The following is a 1,170-nucleotide window of genomic DNA, read 5'->3' as shown; positions in this document are numbered from 1 at the left end:
TCTGTGACCCCGGAGAGACTTTGGTGACACGATATGGGCCGGAGCCAATGGGAATATCCAGCGTTGGCCGGGTGAAGTCACGGCCACGCCAGATATGGGCAGGCAATATGGGGAATTGCCCCAGAATAAGCGGCAACTCGCGTGAGTTGTTCTCCGCCAGTGCGAAGCGCACCGTGTTGGGATGGGGGAGCGTGACGTCCAGTACATCAGCGTAGTAACCACGATACAAGGGTAACCCCTGCTGGCGTAACAGCTCGAAGCTGAATTTTACATCGGCTGCGGTCACCGGGACGCCATCGCTGAAGCGGGCGTCAGGATGAATATCAAACTCAATCCATCGGCGCGCCGGATCCAGCCGAATGCCGGAGGCGATCAGGCCATACTCGGTAAAGGGCTCATCCGCGCTATGCACCATCAGTGACTCATACACCAACCCGCTGCCCAATGCCTTCAACCCCGCGGCGGCGGTGCCGGTGATAATCATGGGGTTGGTGGAATCGAAACTGCCCTGTACGGAACGTACCAGCGTACCGCCTTTCGGCGCACGGGGATTGACGTAAGGAAAGTGATCAAAATCAGCGGGCAGCATTGGATTATCGTAAAGCGCCAGCCCGTGTACCGTTGGCACGGTTGCCTGTGCCAACGGTATCAGCGCCAACATCAAGGCGCCGCCGAGCGCACATCTCCCCACCGCCACCTTACGCTGGACATCGCCTGGGGTGGCCGTCAGGGTGCACTTCAGGCGCTGATAGAGTGACTTAACCATTCGCATCGGTAATGACCGCCAAACGAGTAATACCGGTTTTTTGAATCGCCGCCATCGCTTTGGCTACGTGCTCATACACCACCTGGCTGTCTGCCCGCAGTTGCACGGCGCGCTGTTCATCCTGTTGATGGGCGGCGCTAACCGCGAGGCTGATTTGCTCCAGGGGCATCTGCTGGCGATCGATATAGTAGTTGCCTTCCTTGTCAACGCTGACCACCAGTGGTTTTGGCTGATTCGGTGGCGCAACGCTGGCAGTGCTGGGCAGCTTGAGCGGGATGGCATTGGTTAGTAACGGGGCGGTGACGATAAACACCACCAACAGCACCAGCATGACATCCACCAGGGGCGTCACGTTCATTTCACTCAGTATTTCGTCGTCTTGATGATGAGATATCGCCATTAGA

2 protein-coding genes are annotated in these 1,170 nt (G+C 57.6%); both read right to left on the bottom strand.

The window, feature by feature from the left end:
• Positions 1-772: ABC transporter substrate-binding protein (locus J5224_RS28970; RefSeq protein ID WP_264628537.1), on the bottom strand; the 772-nt coding region annotated here is incomplete at its 3' end.
• Positions 759-1,170, bottom strand: a 412-nt coding sequence (locus J5224_RS28965; RefSeq protein ID WP_319802506.1) for a biopolymer transporter ExbD, incomplete at its 5' end; no start/stop codon positions are given. The genes J5224_RS28970 and J5224_RS28965, both read right to left, overlap by 14 nt.

It is taken from the genome of Candidatus Symbiopectobacterium sp. NZEC135, assembly GCF_025962695.1.
Note: the sequence above shows the minus strand (reverse complement) of the source record. Positions and strands in the feature narration are given on the sequence as shown.